Annotated in this window: 17 protein-coding genes, 1 pseudogene and 2 riboswitches; all 18 genes and pseudogenes read left to right on the forward strand. The window is 40.7% G+C overall.

All coding sequences use genetic code 11. The features are described from left to right. Positions 1–192 precede the first annotated feature (192 nt). The 18 genes and pseudogenes from AC6I5B_RS00995 (at position 193) to AC6I5B_RS01080 (ending at position 21,391) form a co-directional block, all read left to right on the forward strand. A complete protein-coding gene (locus AC6I5B_RS00995; RefSeq protein WP_412364314.1) occupies positions 193–4,461 on the forward strand; it encodes an exo-alpha-sialidase in 4,269 nt (1,422 codons plus the stop codon). A 127-nt stretch (positions 4,462–4,588) separates the two neighbouring features. Then, a riboswitch (TPP riboswitch) is annotated at positions 4,589–4,692 on the forward strand. A 35-nt stretch (positions 4,693–4,727) separates the two neighbouring features. Beyond that, positions 4,728–5,396, forward strand: coding sequence for an energy-coupled thiamine transporter ThiT (gene thiT / locus AC6I5B_RS01000; protein ID WP_022250727.1), 669 nt, complete (start codon positions 4,728–4,730; stop codon positions 5,394–5,396). A 66-nt stretch (positions 5,397–5,462) separates the two neighbouring features. After that, positions 5,463–5,507: riboswitch (PreQ1 riboswitch) on the forward strand. 97 nt (positions 5,508–5,604) lie between these two features. After that, complete coding sequence (locus AC6I5B_RS01005; protein WP_044986696.1) at positions 5,605–6,582, forward strand: nucleoside hydrolase; 978 nt, start codon at positions 5,605–5,607, stop codon at positions 6,580–6,582. A gap of 13 nt (positions 6,583–6,595) precedes the next feature. Beyond that, positions 6,596–7,171 (forward strand): ECF transporter S component, encoded by a 576-nt coding sequence (locus AC6I5B_RS01010; RefSeq protein WP_022250725.1) that lies wholly within the window; start codon positions 6,596–6,598, stop codon positions 7,169–7,171. Continuing rightward, a complete protein-coding gene (locus AC6I5B_RS01015; RefSeq protein ID WP_022250724.1) occupies positions 7,158–7,847 on the forward strand; it encodes a radical SAM domain protein in 690 nt (229 codons plus the stop codon). Before AC6I5B_RS01010 ends, AC6I5B_RS01015 begins: the two co-directional genes overlap by 14 nt. A 227-nt stretch (positions 7,848–8,074) precedes the next feature. Beyond that, positions 8,075–8,557, forward strand: coding sequence for a transcription elongation factor GreA (gene greA, locus AC6I5B_RS01020; RefSeq protein WP_022250723.1), 483 nt, complete (start codon positions 8,075–8,077; stop codon positions 8,555–8,557). A gap of 18 nt (positions 8,558–8,575) precedes the next feature. Beyond that, positions 8,576–10,054 (forward strand): annotated as a pseudogene (lysS, locus tag AC6I5B_RS01025) (lysine--tRNA ligase); the annotation flags it as partial. Positions 10,055–10,305: 251 nt separating this feature from the next. Further along, a complete protein-coding gene (locus AC6I5B_RS01030; RefSeq protein WP_464918164.1) occupies positions 10,306–10,527 on the forward strand; it encodes a DUF6462 family protein in 222 nt (73 codons plus the stop codon). Between the two features lie 8 nt (positions 10,528–10,535). Beyond that, positions 10,536–10,994, forward strand: a complete 459-nt coding sequence (locus tag AC6I5B_RS01035; RefSeq protein ID WP_117482428.1) for a DUF6462 family protein — start codon at positions 10,536–10,538, stop codon at positions 10,992–10,994. A 3-nt stretch (positions 10,995–10,997) separates the two neighbouring features. Beyond that, a complete protein-coding gene (locus tag AC6I5B_RS01040) occupies positions 10,998–11,282 on the forward strand; it encodes a DUF6462 family protein (protein ID WP_464918163.1) in 285 nt (94 codons plus the stop codon). 546 nt (positions 11,283–11,828) lie between these two features. After that, a complete protein-coding gene (locus AC6I5B_RS01045) occupies positions 11,829–11,978 on the forward strand; it encodes a hypothetical protein (protein ID WP_015567903.1) in 150 nt (49 codons plus the stop codon). After that, the gene (locus AC6I5B_RS01050; protein WP_077326156.1) at positions 11,965–12,219 is read left to right on the forward strand and encodes a hypothetical protein; all 255 of its coding nucleotides are present in this window, start codon (positions 11,965–11,967) and stop codon (positions 12,217–12,219) included. The genes AC6I5B_RS01045 and AC6I5B_RS01050 overlap by 14 nt, the downstream gene beginning before the upstream one ends. A gap of 51 nt (positions 12,220–12,270) precedes the next feature. Next, a complete protein-coding gene (locus AC6I5B_RS01055) occupies positions 12,271–13,191 on the forward strand; it encodes a ParM/StbA family protein (RefSeq protein WP_155512203.1) in 921 nt (306 codons plus the stop codon). A gap of 11 nt (positions 13,192–13,202) precedes the next feature. Next, the gene (locus AC6I5B_RS01060; protein WP_005340579.1) at positions 13,203–13,649 is read left to right on the forward strand and encodes a hypothetical protein; all 447 of its coding nucleotides are present in this window, start codon (positions 13,203–13,205) and stop codon (positions 13,647–13,649) included. Positions 13,650–13,654: 5 nt separating this feature from the next. After that, positions 13,655–13,828, forward strand: coding sequence for a hypothetical protein (locus AC6I5B_RS01065; protein ID WP_015516967.1), 174 nt, complete (start codon positions 13,655–13,657; stop codon positions 13,826–13,828). 235 nt (positions 13,829–14,063) lie between these two features. Then, entirely contained in the window at positions 14,064–14,852 is a 789-nt protein-coding gene (locus AC6I5B_RS01070) for a hypothetical protein (protein ID WP_497773532.1), read from the forward strand. 91 nt (positions 14,853–14,943) lie between these two features. Then, the gene (locus AC6I5B_RS01075; protein ID WP_497773533.1) at positions 14,944–20,322 is read left to right on the forward strand and encodes a SpaA isopeptide-forming pilin-related protein; all 5,379 of its coding nucleotides are present in this window, start codon (positions 14,944–14,946) and stop codon (positions 20,320–20,322) included. A gap of 73 nt (positions 20,323–20,395) precedes the next feature. Further along, a complete protein-coding gene (locus tag AC6I5B_RS01080) occupies positions 20,396–21,391 on the forward strand; it encodes a DUF5688 family protein (protein ID WP_268804341.1) in 996 nt (331 codons plus the stop codon). Positions 21,392–21,476 lie beyond the last annotated feature (85 nt).

Raw genomic sequence — 21,476 nt, forward strand, 5'->3', positions numbered from 1 at the left:
GAGTTGTATAAAATATCCTGTAGATGTGAAATAAAACATTTGTACAGGATATTTTTTTGTTTCTTTTCTTGTAGACAAATATTAGTGTGATGATTATAATAGAAAATAAGTATGAAACAAGAAGATAATTGTTGATTTTATACAAACTTGTTTGCTCGTATTGTGCTTAAAGTAAATTTGGGAGGAAAGAATATGAAAAAGAGAAGAAGAGTTTTAGCGTTGTTGCTCGCTGCGACTTTGACATTCAGCAGTTTTTCGGGAATAGCCATGGCGAAATCAGAGACAAGACCTGCGAATGGAACAACAAAAGAGCAACCGTTTTGGAGTGGAACAGGGGGAAGTGATAAATTCCGTATTCCTTGTTTGGTATCTTTGAATGATGGAACGGTCGTAGCAGGATGTGATGCCAGATGGACAACTTACGCAGATGGAGGGGGATTGGATACAATTGTATCTTATTCCAAGGACAAAGGAGACAACTGGAATTACACATTTGCAAACTATTTAGGGGATAACGGCAATGTTTGGAACAATGCATCAACAGCGTTTATCGATCCGGCAATGGCAACAGACGGGGAAAATGTCTACATGATTGCGGATCTTTATCCAGCTGGATATGCATTAAATGGTGCAAAAGCATCTCCGGTTCCGGGAAAGAGTCATGATGCGAAAGGAAATATTCTTTTGGCAGATGCAAAGAACTGGAGCGATGTGTGGGGAACAGAGCGTACACAAGCTTCCAATTATACATATCACTTAGAAAAGAATAAAAAGAAAGATGCAGAATCTGCATATTTAATCAAAGATGCAGACGGAAATACTGTAGATGGATATACTGTAGATGCATATTTTAATGTGGAAGGGAATGGTGTAGATACCAATCTTTTTGAGGCAGAGTCACCGTTTCAGGTATGGCCGACTGATTATCTGTATCTGACATCTTCTGCAGATGGCGGAAAAACATGGTCTGAGCCTTCGATTTTGAATTTGAGAAAAGACTCTGAACAGTCACTTTTAGTGGGTCCGGGACGTGGAATGGTTACATCCACAGGAAGAATCGTATTTACTGCATATGAGTTTACAAAAGGTGACAAGAATAGTGCTGCTATTTATTCTGATGACAAAGGAAAGACATGGAAACGAGGTGCATCTGTGTCCGATTGGAGTTCAGAGGCAGTTGTGACAGAGGCTGATGATAAGTTGTACATGTTTACCCGTCATGGCGGATATTATGTATCTGACAATTTTGGAGAGACGTGGTCTCCTAAGAAAGAGATGGGTATTTCCTATAATCTGAACTGTCAGCTGACAGCGGTTACTTATCCAGAGAAAATCGACGGAAAGACAGCAATTTTATTTGCGGCACCATCTAATACAGGAAGTCGTTCAGCAGGAAAGATTTTTGTAGGGCTTGTGCAGGAAGACGGTTCTATCAAGTGGGAATATGACTATAGCATTAACGGATCTGCATACTACGCATATTCTTGTCTGACAGTATTGCCGGACGGAACAGTTGGACTTCTCTACGAAAATGCAGATACACAGTTGACATATAAGAATTTATATATCAATGATATTGCGAAGGGTGCGGCAATCGGAAATATCTGGTGTACAGATGGAGAGGGAAAAACAGTGGCAGATGTCACGATGAAATCCGGTGAGAGCAAAGAATTTACAGTAAACGGTATGGAAGACGGCGCAGAGGTAACTGTATCTTCAGATGACAAGGGAGTTGTCGAAGCTTTATATGCAGACGGAAAACTTACAGTGACTTCAAAAGAAGTGGAAGGTCTGGAGAGAGCAGTTGTGACATTGAAATCCGGCAATGCATCTACAAAAATCAGAGTGACGGTGACAGATTCTGAAAACTATGAGATAGTGGATCTCAGAATCGGAGATACAAAAACTTATGTAGATAAGACTGGAAACTACGCTGACAGCAGTTTAGAAGGATTGGATAAGACAATTGCAGAAGTGGAACTGAAAGGGGAAGATTCTCAGACAGTTGAGACACAAGTGAAAGCGCAGCTTGCAACAGCTCAGGCTAATTTTGACGGTGAGAAAAAGTCATTAGACAGCTGTCTGTTTACATTTGACAAAGTTGAGAATAAAGATAACACATATAAAATTTCTGCACAGGCAGGAGATGCGAAAGTATATGTAAATCATAAGACAGCGCCTTCTAAGTGTGTATGTACAACAACAGAAACAGAAATTTTGTTAGAACAAAAGGCAGATGGAACGGTTGCATTGAAAGATCTATCTTCCGGAGCGACTGGTTCATATTTGTATTTTTGGAAGGCAGATAATTCTAAATTGCATTTTGACAGAAATAGCAGTGCTGATGCAAACTGTCAATTAGAACTGTGGAAAAAAGCAGGCAAAGCAAGTGAAGAATCAGAACTTCCGGGATATGAGAAAGTGACAGAGATTGCTCAGATTACAAACGGTGGACAGTATCTGATTGCAGCGAAAGCGAACGACGGAAGCTATTATGTAGTGAATCCGGCTTCTGGCTCTAATAATTTTGACCATGTAGCGAAAGTAATCAAAGAGCAGGTAGAAGTAAAACCGGAGGCAGCAGTGCAACTCGGAAACGATGCACAGTTTAACGGAGAGAAAAAGAGAATCAGCGAATGTCTGTTTACATTTGACAAACAGGATGATGGAAAATTCATCGTTTCATCTACAACAGCGGACAATCAGACAGTATATTTGACACCGAAGATGGCAACTTCTGCTGCAACACCGCTTACAACAACTCGTGCGGCGATTGAGGTGGCGAAAGGAAGCCAAGGATTTACATTTACGCAGACAGAAGGAGGAACAAGGGGAGGAGTCCTGTTCTTCTGGAAAGACAATGAAGCAAAATTACACTTTGACAGAAATAGTACTGTAGATGCAAACGGCAGATGCGACTTTGAGATTTACAAACAATCAGAGAATGCATCTGACAGTGGAATCGCAGGATACGAAAAAGTAACGGAGTTGACAGAAATCACAGATAATGGGAAATATCTGATTGTGGCAAAGGCTAATAATGGAAGTAATTACCTGTTAAATCCGGCACAGGGAAATGACAAATATAGCTATGTTGCTAAAGTGACAGGCGAGATGTACGAAGGTGAGACAACAACTGCGAATACAGAAATTGCGATTACCGGAAAAGCAGAAGGCCAGACAGCTGTTACAATCGGAGATGTGACTTACTACATTTTTGTGGAGAATGATGTAAAAGAAGTGACATTGAAAATAGGTGAGACATACAATGTTCCTGGAAAGATTGTAAAAGAAAGCGGAGATGTAAGTGGTATCACAAAAGAAGAGCGCAGTGATATGCCTCCTTACAAGGCAATTACAAAAGTGGAAGAAGGAACATATCTGTTCGGAAGCAATACACACATTATGCTAAATTCGGCAAGCACAGTGGCAGGAGATCCGAAAGGTCTTGGAATGTCATCTGCAAACTTTAACACAGGTGAATATAAAGATTCTATGTGGACGCTTAAGAAATCCGGAAATGGTTACACAATGCAGGATGCGAATGGAAAATATGTAAACATTTCAGGACAGAATGTAGAGCTGACAGATACGCCGCAGGTGCTTACAATTGGAGACAGCAAACATGGTGGATTTGCAGTGTCAAATGGTTCTAACTATTTGAATAACTGGTCAGGATCAAACAATAAAGTGGCTGCATGGAGCGCAGATGACAATGCATGGTATTTCTACAAAGCATCAGAAGGAAATGTGATTACAGCAAATGCGGCTGGAGAAGTAACTTTAGTTACAGAAGGAACAACTTATAAAATTACAATTAAAGGTACACAGGAATGCGATCATTCATATACATGGGAAGAGACAACAGCACCGACGTGTACAGAAAAAGGTGTGGAGACAGGAACATGTAGTAAATGTAATGGCACAACTACAAGAGAAATTGCAGCACTTGGACATGATTTTGGCGAGTGGACAGTAGAAAAAGAGGCAACTGAGACAGAAACAGGATTGGAAGTTCGTACTTGTAAGCGAGAAGGCTGTGATGTGAAGGAGACAAGAGAAATTCCGAAACTTCCGGTTGCACCAGAACAGGTAGATAAATCAGCATTAGAGAAATATTACAATGAATGTTTGGCATATTACAAAGAGGCTGATTACACAGCTGACAGCTGGAAAGGATATCAGGCAGCAATGGCTAACGCAAAAGCTGTATTGGACGATGAAGATGCTACAGAGCAGGATGTAGAAGATGCGATTGTAGAAATCAAAGATGCGGTGGATGGTTTGAAACGAGTTCCGGATGTCACAAAACCAAACAATGACAAAAATGACAGCAACAACAATGATAACAGTAAGCCGGCAAAAACAGGTGATACAGCTTCAGCAGTTCCATTTATGTTAGGAATGGCAGGATGCCTTGGCGCAGCGGTTGAAGTTATCCGCAGAAGATTTGGAAAATAAAATATAACAGATCATATTTAAGGTGAAAGGGATGTCGAAGACGACATCCCTTTTGCTGAAGTTGAGATAAAAATTGACAAAAGATGACAGTGTGATACAATAGATTGGAAATGACAAATTTCATATAGCAATTTGCTAGGGGAGCCATGAGCTGAGAATCACACAGATGTGTGTTGACCCTCATTACTTGAACCGGTTAGTACCGGCGGAAGGAAGCAGTACCAAAGTGGTTCCTCCTGTAAAAAATTATTTTAGGAGGTTTTTTTATGTCATTTTTTGTATCAACAACAGAGGGTGGGTATCAACTCACCACAGCGGGATATGTTGCAGCTGCAGTGATTTTAATTGCATTGATTGTGCTTGCGACAGTTCTGGCAAAGAAAGAGAAAAAGGAAAAGAAGAAAATGGGGACAAAGCAGCTTGTGTTCTGTGCGATGGCAGTGGCACTTGCGATGGTGACATCTATGTTAAAGGTTTATTCTTTCCCATTTGGCGGTTCTATTACATTGTTCAGCATGTTGTTCATCTGCTTTGTAGGTTATGTGTATGGTCCGGCAACAGGAATTTTGACAGGAGCTGCATATGGTGTACTACAATTTATTATTGAGCCGTATATTTATTTTCCACTGCAGGTATTGGTTGACTATCCGCTCGCATTCGGGGCACTTGGATTGTCCGGAGTATTTGCAGAGTCCAAGCATGGACTGGTAAAAGGCTATCTGCTCGGTGTGTTTGGAAGATATGTATTTGCAGTCATTTCTGGATGGATTTTCTTTGGAGAATATGCCTGGGATGGATGGGGAGCGCTCCCATATTCCTTGGTATATAATGGATGCTACATATTTGCTGAGGCGGTGATTACAGTTATTATAATCTCTATTCCGGCAGTGTCAAAGGCATTGAAAAAAGTAAAAATATCGGCAGTAAATGTATAGCTTTTCAAGCTGTCAAATATCTGCTATAATACATTTTGCGTTTATAAAATCAGAGCAGTGATCTGCTCTGGACTGGTTCGAAAACTTCCCAGAATAAAAAACTAAGGATTGAAAAGCAAAAAGGAAAAGAGTCCGGGCAGCCGGACTTTTTAGAGTGAGCCGTATCCTTGGAGATGCGGCTCTTTTTTACGCGAAAGGAGATTGGAGAATGAATGCAAAAAGAAAAATTATCATTGATTGTGACACGGGCATTGATGATGCCTTGGCACTGATGCTGGCACTTGCATCACCGGAGTTGGAAGTTATCGGAATCACAGCAGTCTGTGGAAATGTGCCGGTGGATATCGGTGTGGAAAATATCCGAAAGGTATTAAATGTCATGAATCGACTTGACATCCCGGTATACCGAGGGGAGGAAAAACCGTTAAGGCGGGAATATATCAGCGCTCAGGATACACATGGAATGGATGGTCTTGGGGAAAGTGGATACGAGAATGTGCCGGGGAGCGCGCAAGAAAAAGATGCAGTGAGTTACATTACAGACACTTTAAGAGAGAAACAAGGTGTTTCAATTATCGCCATTGGTCCCCTGACAAATATTGCGAAAGCACTGCAGAAAGATCTGGAGGCATTTGAACAACTGGACGAATTTGTCTCGATGGGAGGCTCTTATAAAAGTCACGGAAATTGTTCGCCGGTGGCAGAGTACAATTACTGGTGTGATCCGGACGCTGCAAAATATGTGTATGAAAATCTGAGAACGAAGATTCATATGGTTGGATTAGATGTGACAAGAAAAATCGTATTGACACCGAATATTTTGGAATACATGCAAATTCTGGATACAGAGAAAGGTGAATTTGTCAAAAATATTACTCGGTTTTATTATGATTTTCACTGGGAATATGAGCGGGTGATCGGCTGTGTTATCAACGATCCGCTTGCGGTTGCATATTTTCTTAATCGGGAATTGTGCAGTGGCTTTGAAGCCTATACAACTGTGGAGACAGAGGGAATCAGTATCGGGCAATCTGTGGTGGATGCAATGAATTTCTGGAAGAAAGAGGAAAACAGCATTGTGCTCACCGAGGTGGATGAGAAGGAATTTATGGTAATGTTTTTACATAGAGTTTTTGGGAAATCAGAGCAGGAGATCAGAACAATCCTGCGACAGATTATGGCTTAGGAGGAGAAGGAAAATGAAAAAATTGACAGTGGTACAGGTTTGTTTTATTGCATTGAGTGCGGTGATTAATATTATTGGAGGAAATCTTGCGCTTGTTCTGCGGCTTCCGATTTATTTGGACAGTATCGGGACATTTCTGGCATCGGCGTTGCTTGGTCCAGTTGGAGGAGTTCTTGCCGGGGTGGTCAGCGGTGTGATTTCTGGCATCACGACAGATATTTATTCGCTCTATTTTATCCCGGTGCAGATAGTGACCGGAGTGGCAGCTGGAATTCTTTTTCGGACAACGTTGTTAAAAAAATGGAATATTTTTCTTGGGGCATTTTGTGTGTCAATTGCGGGAACAATTATCAGTGCGTGCATCACAGCGTATGTGTTTGGCGGAGTGACATCTTCCGGTTCATCGATTCTTGTGACACTTTTGCATAAACTGGGATTGAATATGGTTGCGAGTGCGTTTGTCGTACAGATTGTGACAGACTATGCAGACCGCTTGATCTCAATTGCAATTGTTGTGGCGGTTCTTGCAGTACTGTCAAATTCGATGAAACAGCAGATTCGAGAGGGAAAAACGAATGGACAGGTATAGCAAAATTACAAATAAAAATCAGAGGGAGATCGTGCTTTTAAAGGCATTTCCATGTATATGGGGGAAATGCAGATTTTGCGATTATATAGAGGATAATTCAAATCAAAAAGATGAGATGATTCGGTTAAACCACGAGATTTTGTCGCAGGTAACAGGAGAATTCGGTGTCTTGGAAGTCATCAATTCGGGGAGCTGCTTTGAACTGCCAAAAGAGACATTGGAGGAAATCCGAATCTTAATACAAACAAAAAAGATTAAGAAACTATTTTTTGAAAGCCACTGGATGTATCGTAAAAAATTGCAGGAAATGCGAGATTATATGGGGATTCCTATTGTGTTCAAAATAGGGGTGGAAACGTTTGACAATGAATTTCGCCAGCAGTATTTGAATAAAAACGCAGGATTTACAACACCGGAGGAGGTGGCGGAACTGTTCGATTCGCCGTGTCTGATGGTCGGAATCAAAGGACAAACAAAGGAAATGATCGATTATGACATTCGGATGCTGAAAGAGCATTTTAGACTGGGGACGGTCAATGTGTTTACAAACAATACGACGGATGTCGTTCGGGATGAAGAACTGGTGCGCTGGTTTTTGGAAAAATATGCGTATTTGGAAGAAGATCCGACAGTAGAAGTGCTCTATGAGAATACCGATTTTGGAGTAGGGGATTAGAAAGGTATAAGTTCAGCCATGTGGGCGGCGATAAAGAGTGAACAGTAACCATGTCGCATGTATGAAAACGAGTGGAAAACCAGCGGAATTCTTGACATTAGAGGACGTATCATGTATAATATTGAAATTGTGAAAATAAAATTATTTATCAGAATTTTTAAGGCAGAATTTTCAAAATAGATATGCTCCGAAAAGGGGCGTAAAGGGGTAAGAAAGGAAGTATAAAAATGGCAGAAAAGAAAACATTACTCACTTATGCAGGATTAAAAGCGCTGGAAGAAGAGTTGGAGAATTTAAAGGTGGTAAGACGTAAAGAAGTTGCTGTAAAGATCAAAGAAGCAAGAGAGCAGGGCGACTTATCAGAAAACGCAGAATACGATGCAGCAAAAGATGAACAGCGTGATATTGAAGCACGTATTGAAGAGATTGAGAAAATCTTGAAAAATGCAGAGGTTGTTGTAGAAGATGAAGTAGACTTTGACAAAATCAACGTAGGCTGCACTGTTTCATTATATGACGTAGAATTTGAAGAAGAAGTAGAATACAAAATCGTAGGTTCTACGGAGGCAAACAGCCTTGCAGGTAAGATTTCGAATGAGTCTCCGCTTGGAAAAGCACTGATTGGAAAAAAAGTGGGAGATAAAGTAGAGGTAGAAGCTCAGGCTGGTATCATCGAGTACGAAGTGCTGAAAATCGACAGAAGCGTATAAGAATAGGAGAGAAGAGACATGGCTGAACAAAAGAATGTACAAGAACAAGATATTAATCAATTGAGAAAAGTGCGCCGTGAGAAATTTGCAGATTTGCAGACAAATGGAAAAGATCCATTCCAGATTACAAAATATGATGCAGATGCGCACAGCCAGGAGATCAAAGATAACTTTGAGACAATGGAAGGAAAGAAAGTGTCTATCGCAGGACGTATTATGTCTAAGCGTGTGATGGGAAAAGCTTCATTCTGTAATGTGCAGGATTTACAGGGAAATATTCAGTCTTATGTTGCAAGAGACTGTGTAGGTGAGGAAGCTTATAAAGACTTTAAGAAGATGGATATCGGTGATATCGTGGGAATCAAAGGTGAGATATTCCGCACAAAAATGGGTGAGATTTCGATCCATGCAGAGGAAGTAACATTGCTTGCAAAGAGCTTGCAGATTCTTCCGGAGAAATTCCACGGATTGACAAACACGGATTTACGTTACCGTCAGAGATATGTGGATTTGATCATGAATCCGGATGTAAAAGATACATTTGTTAAACGTTCTAAAATTTTGGCTTCTATCAGAAGATATTTAGACGGACAGGGATTTATGGAAGTTGAGACACCGATGCTGGTAGCAAATGCTGGTGGTGCAGCAGCAAGACCGTTTGAGACACATTTCAATGCTTTAAATGAAGATCTCAAACTTCGTATTTCTTTGGAATTGTATTTGAAGAGATTGATTGTCGGCGGATTGGAACGCGTTTATGAAATTGGACGAGTATTCCGTAACGAAGGTTTGGATACAAGACATAATCCGGAATTTACATTGATGGAATTATATCAGGCATATACAGATTACAACGGAATGATGGATCTGACAGAGAACTTGTACCGCTATGTGGCACAGGAAGTGCTTGGAACAACAACAATCACTTACAATGGGGTAGAGATGGATCTTGGAAAACCATTTGAGAGAATCACAATGGTAGACGCTGTAAAGAAATATGCAGGTGTTGATTTTGATGAGATTCACACACTGGAAGAAGCAAGAGCAGCTGCAAAAGAACACCACGTAGAATTTGAAGAACGTCACAAAAAAGGTGATATTCTTGCGTTATTCTTCGAAGAATTTGCAGAGGAGCACTTGATTCAGCCAACATTTGTAATGGATCATCCAATCGAGATTTCTCCACTTACAAAGAAAAAACCAGAGAATCCAGAATACACAGAACGTTTCGAGTTCTTTATGAATGGATGGGAAATGGCAAATGCGTACTCAGAGCTGAATGACCCAATCGACCAGAGAGAACGTTTCAAAGCACAGGAAGAATTGCTTGCACAAGGTGATGAAGAAGCGAACACAACAGACGAAGATTTCTTGAACGCACTTGAAATCGGTATGCCGCCAACAGGAGGTATCGGATTCGGAATCGACAGAATGTGTATGTTGTTGACAGACAGCGCAGCAATCAGAGATGTGTTACTGTTCCCGACAATGAAGAGCTTGGATAAATAAACCTAGTGTTTATGCGGGGTTGAGGCATTTGAGTACGTCAAAGGACACATTAAAAGACGCATTTTGACATAGTCATTTACATCAGTATGAAAGAGTACACAATCTGAAAAGAAAAAGATTCAATCAAATATGAACTACTAAGAGGACATTTTCTAAAGAAATTTAGAAGATGCCCTCTTTTTTGCGTTATGGAGAAAATACGTCATTTGTTATGAAGTCAAAGTGAAAGGAGCACAGCAATGAATGAATCAAAGAGGAAAGATAGATATGAGGATGCAAAAAAGTTTGTAAGATATTCAGATGGTGCAAAAATGTACAGTATGGGAATGACAAAATTTCAAGAAGTGGCTAAGGATGCCAAGGCTTGTTATAAAATTGGTCAGCTTGTACTTGTTAATACAGAAATATTGGATAAGTATCTTGAAACTTTTCATATTACAGATTCTGAGTTTTATAAGTAGGTGATGTTATGGTAAATACATTGAGTGGTTCAGTTTGTGCCTATAGAAAAGAAACTGTAAAACCAAGATTTATTCGTATTGATGAGGTAATGGCTTTATTAGATGTAACACAAGATGAGGCAATGGATATAGCGTTGGCTGCTGGAGCAAGATATCAGCTTGCAAAGATTATATTAGTACATAAGGAAAGGTTGATGAAATTTATGAAACATTTTGCAAGAGTGCCTAGTTCAAACAAAATCGTAGAAAAGAAGTTTGTAAGAATTGGGGAAGCTTCAATGACATATAGCATAGGTCATCATAGATTTATTGAAATGGCTAGAGCAGCGGGTGCTGTATATAAGATTGGAACAGCTAAGGGAAATACTATATTAATAAATTTGGAAATTTTTGATGATTATATGGAGCAATTCAGAGAACCACCAACAGAAATGAAACATCCATTGCCAAATGTGAAAGGAGACTGATGAATGAGTTACTCATATAAGTGCTATTCAGATACAAAGGATTTTATGAAAAAATTTGTCAATGCAGAGGAAGGAGCGATTATTTATGGGATAAGTAAATCTAGAATCATAGTAATTGCGAGAGAGGCAGGAGCAGTCTATAAAGTCGGTAATTCAGCATTAATCAATACGGAATTATTTGAAAAATATCTTGAATTATTCAGAGAGCCGGCACGAGAATTGCCTAAGCATACATGGAACAAATTAAAGAAAATGACAAATACACCAAAAACTGGTGAAAATTCGTAAAAATACACCAGTGGTGTCACTTCCGTAAAATTAAAGTGCATTGTAGAATATCAATTGTCCAAGAGAGATTGGACATAACAATTGAATAATCAGTTACAGATTTGCAAAGTAGTTTGCACTGCAGAGTATCTGTAGGTAGTAAATTTACGGGGCATGTACCTGGAAGATGAAAGTCACAGCTATCATATTAGTAGCCTGATGGATCGAAAGATGAAGGGTGAGAAGTTGGATGGAAATCTGGAAAAAGGATTCGGCATGTTGCGTAAGGATAATCAACCACAGAGGGCGAGAAGTTTGTCCTTATCCTCAAAAGGCTAAAAGAGGAGATAGTGCTTCTGATAATTCAGAAGGGCGTCGTGAAACACATTTTGTGGCTCGTCTGTAACTCCCGGAGGTGAGAACACCTCTTTGTACACGGGGCGATATAGGAGTCTAGAAGACTGGCGTGTACCTACATGCTTAGCATTAAGCATAGCCATGTAGACTATATCACTTCCAAATTCAAATTTTGTCTATATGGCAACTAATTTGAAGGAGGATAAAGTGATGATGGGATTTAGCATAGCATTTATAATTATTGTTCTTATCGTATTGTATTCATTAGCAAGGACAGCAGGTGAGTCGGACAGGATATTGGAAAATATAAGAGAGCAATCACTCCTTGGAAGGGAGGAGAGCTCTGGTGGGAACAGTTGAAAAAAGAGATAAGCATAAGAAACGCAGGTTTGTATCTCCAGAAGAAAAGCTTGAAAGAGAATTAAAAGATTGTATGCATTGTAGATTCTTTTGGGGACATAACAACAGATGTGCCAATGGAACATGTTGTAAACCATCTAAGAAAAAAGAACAGAAACTTCCGACGGAATGTGTCGGATGTCCATATTATCGAGGGAATGGTTATTGTTTTCCTTGTATGCGAAAGCTGATAGGAAAGTAGGTGGTTAAGATGTTCAAGTGGCTGTTTAAGAAGAAAGGATGTGCAAAACACATGAATAACAAGTTAGAAGTAATCGGCATTGATCATGGATGGTCAATGATGAAAACAATCTCTCAGGTATTTGTCACAGGTGTTAAGGAGATTACAACAACTCCGGCACTTTTCGGCGATGTACTTGAGTATGAAGGAAAGTTCTATAAGGTTGGAACTGTGAGGCAGGAAGTAAAGGATACAAAGGTCGAAGATGACAGCTTTTATCTTCTCACTCTTGCAGCAGTTGCTAAGGAACTTAAAAGAAGAGGTCTTGCAGAGGCAAAGGTATTTCTTGCTGTAGGACTTCCACTTACAAGATTTGGAGCAGAGAAGAATGATTTTATCAAGTACCTGACAAAGAATAAGCGTGTAAGCTTCAAATATGAGAATGAGTCATATCATATCGAAATTGATGATGTGGCAGTATTTCCTCAGTGCTATGCAGCAGTAGTGGACAAGATTCCTGCTATGGCAAAGAAAACACTGATAGTAGATATTGGAAGCTGGACAATCGACATTATGCCGGTAATCAACAAGTCACCGGATGAATCAAAGTGTGTGACGATTCCAAAAGGTCTTATTACCTGTATGCGTTCTATCAATGAGCAGTGTGTAAGACAGCTTAACGGAGAGGTAGACGAGTCAGAGATCCAGAACATCATGCGATATGGCAGGTCAGATATTGATGATGAATACTTTGCCATTATCAAGGCAGAGATAGAGGATTTTGTTGATAAGGTATATAACTCAATCCGTGAGTTTGGGTATAACTTAAAGACTACACCGATTGTATTTGTCGGTGGCGGGGCAGTTGTGATGAAGAATTTTGGCAGTCACGATGCAAAGAACATTTCCTATAACCTTGATGTAAAGGCAAATGCAAGAGGATATGAGCAGCTTGCCACAATGGGACTTAAAAGCACTAAGCGATTATCATAAGGAGGCAGATGATGGGAAGAAGACTTGAATATGAAGTAAAAACTTCTGTCCGCCTCAACATGAGCAATCCTCAGCATGTGAAAATCAATGATGTGATTCAGAACCTTGATCCGAAGATTTTCAAATCTAAGAACCAGTTCATTATAGATGCGATTCAGTTCTACATTGATAATTATGGAAAAGAAACTTTTGTTATCAAGAAGAAGGAAAAAGAGAGGGCTGAATATATCCGGTCAGAAGATATTGATGACATTAAGGAAGAAGTCATTGAAGCAGCAACCAATGAGGCTAGGAAAGAGGTCATAAGGCTGTTAGGCGGAGTGATATCCGGGATGAATGTTGGTCAGCCGGTAATAATGCAGGCAGCCAATAGTGAAGCACAAGAACCTACAGAAGATGTTATGGACGATGCAGATGTTGCAGGACTTGCAATGGGATGGATGTCGAAAGGAGACTGATTATTATGAGAAGAGTTATGGGAGCCGTAGGAACAGTAATTTTAGAGATACTCAAGTGGATATTAAGGATAATTCTTGGAGCATTGAAGCTGGTCTTAGGACTTGCCAGAATAATTCTTCTTCTATTCGCTATGGTGGCAAGGATATTTCTTTCATTCGTAAGAATGGGCACATTCTGAGAGGAGGTGAGCGTATGCAGGTAAAGTGTTTATTCTTAAATTATAAGAAAAACAGAAGACTTATGCAGTATTTCTTTAAAATAAGAGAGCTGGTATAATGAAAGGAGTTTAAGATGCACAGAATACGGGACAGTCCTATGTGTCCCGTGCATTACAGATAAATAGTTCACCGCAAGGGTGGATGGCACGGAACACATAGCCCGTCCCTCTTGCGGAGAAGGGATGGGTGATTACTATGAAGAAGATAAGTATTATCTTATTATCCGCAGTACTGGTCTTTTCAATGGCTGCCTGTAATGGTGGTAAGGAAAAGGCTGATAATCAGACAGAGAAACAGACGGAAAGCGTAAAGCCAACTGAAGAAGTAGCAATGGCAACGGAAGCTGTCACAGAGGTCACAACCGAAGCTGGAAGTGAAGAGACAGAGAAAGATATTGCCGAGGTTAAAGATTCAGAAGAGAAGACTGATAAGGAAGATAACCGGTCCGCTGATAATGAAACTGCATCAAAGCAGGAAGAAAAGCCAAAGCAGAATGACGAGCCGGAACAGAAAGCTCCTGTAAATGATAGTGAGGAAGCTGGCGGAAATCAGAGTAATGCAGGTAATGGTGGTCAGACTACAGACAGTCCGAAAGACAATGTGAGCAATCCACAGCCTGCATCCGTGGCATACAGTCCACAGAATGTTGTGTCACTTGCAACAGCAAAGTGTCAGGCAGGAGGGATGATTACCACACAGCAGAATTTACAGAACCATCTAAATGACGGCAGTATCACGCAGGAAGAGTACAATGAGTATTATCCTTACGATGGTATGGAAGGCTCTTATTACAGTGTGTTTGTAGAGACAGACCTCAACAAAGCAAGTACCATTGATGGACAGCGGTTATCATCTGAGGATGCAATCGCAGGATATATTGCAAGTATGTTACTTTTGGAAACAGATCCGGTATTCTACATTAGTTATGATGGAGTTTACACGACAGGCGGTACAGACTATTACGAGTTTCGATGTCACAGATAAATAAAAACGAATAGAAGCAGAAGGAAGAAAGATGTAAGCCATAAACTTATGTCTTTCTTTTTTTATGCGTAAATTAAGGAGGAAAGAGCACATGAAACAGAAACTAAAGCGTTTTATGGCAGGATTTATGGCTATGCTCACACTGGTTGGAACACTCTTTATGAATGGTACAACAGCATTTGCAGCCAGTCCGCAGGCAAATATTGCGTTCTGGAATGCGTCAGTCAAAAATTCCGGAGAAGTAAGTGAGCTGAAGCCCGGATATAATCATGGTAAGATTCTGTATTCAATTCTTGACGGAAATTCTGCATATTGTATGAATTTCGGATTAAGAGCAGATGGCGGTCAGCTTATGAACAGCTACGATGATGCGAGCACATCAATGTCAGCACAGCAGAGAAAGCTTTTAAGTTACTGCCTTTATTATGGGTTTAACAGTACACAAAAGGCGGCACCAAGCAACAGTCAGTGCGATGAGTATATCGCAACTCAGGCAATGGTATGGGTTATTGTAGCAGATATCTTTGGAACCGGAAGTGGTGATTCGGCAGCAAGAAAGCTCTGTAACACAGCACCAAGTCCTGATTCTTCATACAGCTATTATGAGAGACTCAGGGACAATATCAACAGTTCCTACAATGCAACGCTTCCAAGTTTTGCATCACGTAGAACCAGTGAGGCACCAACTTATGAATTAAAGTGGAATGAGGGAAGTCAGAGATTTGAAACAACATTATCTGACAGCAATGGTGTTTTATCGGATTTTGATTTTGGCATCAGCGGATATTCTGTTGATAAGAATGGCAACAGTATTACAATCTCTTCAACGAGCGTGAATACTACAGCTACAACAGGAACATTCACTTCCAATGCAGGTAAGGTAGAGACAACATCAAGTTGTGTATTCTGGCTCACAGGTAAAAGCGGTTATCAGGAGTTTATTTCTGAAAGACCGACAGCAGATCCTATCAAAGCATATATTAAGGTCAAGACAGAGAACATCGGATATGGTGAGCTTACAAAGACAGATGAGTCAAGCGGAGTGAAGCTTTCCGGTGCAGTCTATGGAATCTATTCTGACAGCGGATGCACAAACAGAATACAGACCATGACAACAGATGGAAACGGATATGCAAAGTCAGCTGCACTTGTCGCAGGCACTTATTATGTAAAAGAGATTACCGCACCAAAGGGATATGTCCTTTCGGATAAGGTTCATACTCTCACTGTAAGAGCAGGACAGACAACGGGAATTTCTGCCACAGATAAGGAGCAGCTTGGAGCAATCACAATCTACAAGGAAGGTGAAGTGCTCAGCGCATGGAATGGAAGCAACTTTATTTATGAGAAAAAGAAGCTTCCGGGAGCAACCTTTAAGGTGACAGCGGGGGCGGATATCTATAAGGCAGATGGAACTAAGGTCTACAATGCAGGAGATGTAGTTGCAGAAAGCCTTACAACAGGAACTGACGGACAGGTGGTATTATCTGACCTTCATCTTGGAACCTATGTGGTAACCGAGATTAAGAGCATTGACGGATATACCATCAATACAACACCACAGACTGTAAAGATCGAGTACAAGGACCAGACTGTTACAGTACAGTATGAGTCAACTACTGTTGAGAACACCAGACAGAAAGCGGATGTATCTGTCGTAAAGAAAGATTCTGATACAGAAAATCCTCTTGATGGCGGTAAGTACACACTTTATGCCGGAAATGACATCAAAAACTATGCCGGACAGGTTATTGTGACAAAGGGTACAGCTCTTGAGACAGTAACTACAGGTGAGGACGGAAAGGCAAGCTACAGCGTGGATCTGCCAATCTCTAACGGATATTATGTCTCAGAGACACAGGCACCATATGCGTATATCAGAAACAGTAAAGATGTTTACAGCTTCAATTTCAATGTATTACCTGAAACACAGGCAAAGGCATCATTCAGTCACACATTTGTAAATGACAGAACCACAGCAAAGATTCATATCTACAAGGTAGACAAGGAATCAGGCAAGGCAGTTGCCCAGGGTGATGCAAGCCTTGAAGGTGCAGTTTATGGTCTTTATGCCAGAAACGATATCCAGCATCCGGACGGAGCAACGGGTGTTGTATTTAAAGCAGGGGACTTAGTTGCAACTCTTACCACAGATAAGAATGGCGAGGCAGAGGTCAATAACCTTTACCTTGGAAACTATTATGTGAAAGAAATCACTCCATCAGAGGGGTATCTTTTAGACGAAGAGGAGCACGATGTAGTTTGCGACTATGAGGGAGACCTTGTAGCAGAGGTATCAAGAAGCACAACCTCAGCAGAGCAGGTCATCAAGCAGCCATTCCAGCTTATCAAGGTATCTGACAATGGCGATGATACTGAAGCAGGCTTATTGGCAGGTGCAGAGTTCACAGCATACTTAAAATCTTCTTTATCCGTAAAGGCAGATGGAAGTTATGACTTTGATAAGGCTACTCCGGTGGTAATCGGGGAAAACGGAGCAACAACAATCACATCCGATGACAAGGGACATGCAGTTTCCATTGCAATTCCTTATGGAACTTATGTGGTAGTAGAGTCAAAGACTCCGCATAACATGAAGACAATCAAGCCATTTGAGGTGAAAATCAGCGAGAACCATCCTGACAAGCCTCAGACATGGAGAGTATTCCTTGACAGGGAGTTTACTGCAAAGCTTCGTGTAATCAAGAAGGATTCCGATACAAAGCAGACAGTACTTGTACCAAATGCAGAGTTTAAGATCTTCAATATTGATAAGAACGAATATGTGAAGCAGTACACAACTTATCCGTCAAAGGTAGAGCATACTTCATTCTTTACTGATGAGGACGGAGATTTAATCTTACCGGAGGTACTTAAAATCGGTTTCTATCGCATTGAGGAAGTGTCTGCACCATACGGATATGTTGTAAATGATAAGTATGTCAACATCTCTGTTGATACTGACACAGCATTTGAGACAGATGGTGATACAAATGATGCAATCATTACTGTGGAATATTCCGATGCCCCTGCAGTCGGAGAGCTGACTGTAGAAAAGAAGGGAGAGGTACTTGACGTATTCAAGGGTGGACTTCTTGCAAGCTCATATGAGAAAGAGTTTGTTTATAAGGAAGGCTCACTTTGCGGAGCAAAATTCAAAGTTTATGCTGCCGAGGATATTTACACAGCAGACAACCAGAAGGATGCAGACGGAAACCGCATTAAGTATTACAGCAGGGGAGACCTTGTGACAACTCTTACAACTGGAAAGGATGGAAAGGCAACAGCTAAGAATCTTCCTCTTGGACAGTACAGAGTTGTGGAAGTGGAAGCTCCATACGGATATGTATTAAATCCGAATGAGCAGAAAGTGACATTCACATATGTGGATGATAAGACACCTGTTATCAAGGAAAGCCTTACTTTCTCAGATGACAGACAGAAGCTTGATATGTCAGTGACTAAGCTTGATGCAGAAGATAACACACCGATTGCAGGTGCAGTATTTGGTCTTTATGCAGACGAGGATATCAAGAATGTTGATGGCAAGGTAATTATCGAGAAAGGCACACTTCTTGAGAAGGCAACATCTGATGAGAATGGAAAGATTGCTTTTGTTAAGGATTATCCATTTGCAAAATATGTTGCAAGGGAGCTTGTAAAGCCTGCCGGATATGTGACAAATGAGGAAGCAGTAAACTTTGATACAATATATCAGGGACAGGATGTTAAGACTGCTGTATATAACAGCGAGTATAAAAACACTCCTACAACCTTTGAGTTTACAAAGACAGATATCACAAGCGGTGCAGAGCTTACAGGTGCAACACTTACTGTACTTGATAAGGATGGAAATGTGGTAGACACATGGACATCTGATGCTAAGGAAGCACATGTGATCAAGAGACTTGTCGTAGAAGAGACTTACACTCTTCGTGAGAAATTTGCTCCTTACGGATATCTCAAGGCAACAGATATCCAGTTTACAGTAGAGGACACAGGCAAAGTGCAGCATGTAGAGATGAAGGATGAAGTTCCTACAGGTTCCATCGTTATCAATAAGGATGGCGAGTTTGTAACAGATACCACTCTTATGAAGGGACACTGGTATGATTTCATTTTCAATTACTTCAAGGACAGTCTTGCAGGAGTAACCTTTGATGTATATGCAAAAGAGGATATCGTGAGTGCAGACGGACTTGGAAGCATTTACCATAAAGCTGGGGAAAAGGTAGCAACTATCGTAACAAACGATAAGGGCATTGCCAGAATTGATGACCTTTCTCTTGGCAAGTATTATCTTGTAGAGACAAAGACATTAGATGGATTTGTACTTGATGATACACCGATTGACGCAGACCTTTCCTATATCGACCAGAATACAAAGGTTGTATTTGCAGGAATGGATGTGACAAATGAGCGTCAGAAAGTGCAGATTACTGTAACCAAAACTGATTCAGAGACAAAGAAAGAGCTTGAAGGTGCTGTATTTGGTTTGTTTGCGAAAGAAGATATCGTAAATAAGGATGGAAAGGTTATTGTCAAAGCAGATACACAGATTGAGAGAGGTGTTACTGGAAAGGATGGCAAAGTAACATTTACTTCTGACCTTCCACTTGGACAGTATTATGTCAAAGAACTTGAGGCACCAAAGGGCTATGTGAAGTCAGATAAGACATTTGATGTGGATGCTTCATATCAGGGAGATAAGGTAAAGGTTATTGAGTTTGAGGCAGCATTTGAAAATGCACCGATCAAGGTAGAAATTTCAAAGACTGATATCACAGGCAAGAAAGAATTGCCTGGAGCAAAGCTTTCAGTTATTGATGCTGATGGAAAGCTTGTTGAGAGCTGGACATCAGAGGCAGGAAAGACGCATATGATTGAGAGACTTCCTGTCGGAAAGTACACACTCAGAGAGGAATCTGCACCATATGGATATAAGATGGCAAGTGATGTAACCTTTGAAGTAAAGGAGACAGCAGAAATCCAGAAGGTATCCATGAAGGACGAGCAGGCAGTCGGAAAGATTGTCATTGAGAAAACTGATAAAGTAACCGGAAAGCCGATCGAGGGTGTTGTATTTGAAGTAAGAGATAAGGACGGAAAGGTGCTTGACACACTCACTACTGACAAGAATGGTCATGCAGAGAGCAAGGAGCTTCCTATCTGTACTTACAACGAGGATGGAACATTCAAGGAAGATATCCATTATACAGTAGTAGAGACAAAAGCAGCTGACGGATATATCCTCGATGAGACAGCTCACGATGTAACTCTTCGATATGATGACAATGCACCGGATGTTGTTGTAACAACTCTTAAGCTTGTCAATGTACCGACAGAGCCTAAGCTTCCACAGACAGGCGACAATGCAAATCCGCTTCTTTATCTTGGAATCGGTGCACTTGCACTTATTACAGGTGTTGGAGTAGGACTTCGTGGAAGAAAGAAAAAGAATAAACAGTAATAATTAACCTTGCGGGGAATGTAAGCCAGTGACTTATGTTCCCCGCTTTTTTAGATTAAGGAGGAACCGTAATATGATGAATTACGAGATTTTTAAGGAAGTAGTAAAAGAAAAGTTTATGGATTATATGCCTGAGAAGTTCAAAGGAATGGAGCTTGTGGCAGAACCCGTGGAAAAGGTGAATGTGACTCTTGATGGCATCATCTTAAGAGAGGAAGGCAGGAATATTTCGCCTACGATTTATATCAATGACATGTATAAGAAGTATCAGGACTGTGGTGATCTTGAGGAAACACTTATGGCTGCATGTGACTTCATGGAAAGGGCATATGAGCAGGCTCCGGTTGTTGATGTGGACAGCATTATGAAGGATGCTAACGAGAAGATTGTATTCCAGCTCATCAATACAGAGCAGAATAAAACATTTTTGGAACAGGTGCCGCACAGAGAGTTCCAGGATCTTTCTATTGTGTATAAGGTAATAATCAGTGCAGATAAGGATGCGGTACAGAGTTCAAAAATTACAAATGAATTTGCGAAAAGACTTGGAATGAGCGAGGAACAGCTCTTTAAGTGTGCAGCGGAAAACACAAGAAGACTCTTTCCACCTGTCGTTCGTAGCATGAATGACATTATGAAAGAAATGTTCGCAAGGGATGGGATGCCACAGGAGATCGCAGAGATGATGATAGCTGAGATTCCACCGGAGCAGACGATGTGGGTGATTTCCAATGAAAAGGGTATCAATGGCGCAGCATCCATGCTTTATGAGAATGAGCTTCATGAGCTGGCAGAGAGTCTAGAGAGTGACCTTTATATTCTCCCTTCGAGCGTGCATGAGGTTATTGCAGTATCTTCAGATATGGGAAGCCCTGAGATGCTAGCACAGATGGTAGTCGAGGTAAATATGCAGGAGGTGTCTTTGGACGAGAGACTTTCCAATCAGGTATATCACTATGATAAGGATTTAAGAAAACTCACCCTTGCAACTGATACACCAAACAAGAGACTTGATGGTATCGTTGCAGAACCTCCCCTTGTATATGATGCGAAGGAAAAGTCCAGATAGGAGGCAGTTATGGAGCAGGAACTTACAATGGAAGAACTCATTGCTCTCATAAACAGCCAGAAAGGTGACTTTGTTATCCGTGTCG

Source organism: Faecalimonas nexilis, from assembly GCF_059731825.1.

Excerpts from the sequence above, each read along its gene's own strand:
- AC6I5B_RS00995 (WP_412364314.1), top strand. The coding sequence starts at position 193 with ATGAAAAAGAGAAGAAGAGTTTTAGCGTTGTTGCTCGCTGCGACTTTG.
- thiT (WP_022250727.1), top strand. The coding sequence starts at position 4,728 with ATGTCATTTTTTGTATCAACAACAGAGGGTGGGTATCAACTCACCACA.
- AC6I5B_RS01005 (WP_044986696.1), top strand. The coding sequence starts at position 5,605 with ATGAATGCAAAAAGAAAAATTATCATTGATTGTGACACGGGCATTGAT.
- AC6I5B_RS01010 (WP_022250725.1), top strand. The coding sequence starts at position 6,596 with ATGAAAAAATTGACAGTGGTACAGGTTTGTTTTATTGCATTGAGTGCG.
- AC6I5B_RS01015 (WP_022250724.1), top strand. The coding sequence starts at position 7,158 with ATGGACAGGTATAGCAAAATTACAAATAAAAATCAGAGGGAGATCGTG.
- greA (WP_022250723.1), top strand. The coding sequence starts at position 8,075 with ATGGCAGAAAAGAAAACATTACTCACTTATGCAGGATTAAAAGCGCTG.
- AC6I5B_RS01030 (WP_464918164.1), top strand. The coding sequence starts at position 10,306 with ATGAATGAATCAAAGAGGAAAGATAGATATGAGGATGCAAAAAAGTTT.
- AC6I5B_RS01035 (WP_117482428.1), top strand. The coding sequence starts at position 10,536 with ATGGTAAATACATTGAGTGGTTCAGTTTGTGCCTATAGAAAAGAAACT.
- AC6I5B_RS01040 (WP_464918163.1), top strand. The coding sequence starts at position 10,998 with ATGAGTTACTCATATAAGTGCTATTCAGATACAAAGGATTTTATGAAA.
- AC6I5B_RS01045 (WP_015567903.1), top strand. The coding sequence starts at position 11,829 with ATGATGGGATTTAGCATAGCATTTATAATTATTGTTCTTATCGTATTG.
- AC6I5B_RS01055 (WP_155512203.1), top strand. The coding sequence starts at position 12,271 with ATGAATAACAAGTTAGAAGTAATCGGCATTGATCATGGATGGTCAATG.
- AC6I5B_RS01060 (WP_005340579.1), top strand. The coding sequence starts at position 13,203 with ATGGGAAGAAGACTTGAATATGAAGTAAAAACTTCTGTCCGCCTCAAC.
- AC6I5B_RS01065 (WP_015516967.1), top strand. The coding sequence starts at position 13,655 with ATGAGAAGAGTTATGGGAGCCGTAGGAACAGTAATTTTAGAGATACTC.
- AC6I5B_RS01070 (WP_497773532.1), top strand. The coding sequence starts at position 14,064 with ATGAAGAAGATAAGTATTATCTTATTATCCGCAGTACTGGTCTTTTCA.
- AC6I5B_RS01075 (WP_497773533.1), top strand. The coding sequence starts at position 14,944 with ATGAAACAGAAACTAAAGCGTTTTATGGCAGGATTTATGGCTATGCTC.
- AC6I5B_RS01080 (WP_268804341.1), top strand. The coding sequence starts at position 20,396 with ATGATGAATTACGAGATTTTTAAGGAAGTAGTAAAAGAAAAGTTTATG.